Source organism: Streptococcus sp. HMSC077D04 (genome assembly GCF_001808785.1).
Taxonomy (GTDB): Bacteria; Bacillota; Bacilli; order Lactobacillales; family Streptococcaceae; genus Streptococcus; species Streptococcus mitis_BX.
The window spans coordinates 1-461 of sequence record NZ_KV794467.1 but is presented as its reverse complement, the minus strand read 5'-3'; the positions used below and the strand labels follow the sequence as shown (position 1 = coordinate 461).

General features: G+C 36.4%; 2 pseudogenes. Both read left to right on the top strand.

From position 1 onward, the window contains the following. Positions 1-222, top strand: a pseudogene (locus HMPREF2701_RS00965) (ATP-binding protein); the annotation flags it as partial. Then, positions 209-461: pseudogene (locus tag HMPREF2701_RS00960) on the top strand (thiol-disulfide isomerase); the annotation flags it as partial. The pseudogenes HMPREF2701_RS00965 and HMPREF2701_RS00960, both read left to right, overlap by 14 nt.

The window sequence follows — 461 nt, the reverse complement described above, 5'->3', positions numbered from 1 at the left end:
CGTGTTGAGGAATTCTATACTGTGATGGGAAATGGGGATAAAGCTAACGGTAAACTGATGGTTGAAACTCTTATTGAAAATAATACGATAGGAGGTAACTTTATTAAATATGGTTTTGACCTCAATATTTTTATTGGAAAACCTAATGACAAGGAAGAGGGTTGGAAACATGACTTCTATGATTATTTAGACAGAGGGGATGAAAAAAATGTCGGGACTTAAAAAAATACTAATCGTGATTGGTTCTGTAATTGCTTTAGCTACTGGCTTGAATCTTTATTTTCAGTATCAAAACCACCAAGAACATATGCAATTAAAAACCTCCTTTGAAGAGAGGGACAATATAGTCGTCTTACAACATTTAATGGCATCAGGAAAATATGCGTCTGACATCCGTAAAGCAGGCTATGTCGTTCCTCCCGATGGTGCTATTCGATTGGATGGAGGAATTGACTCCATAG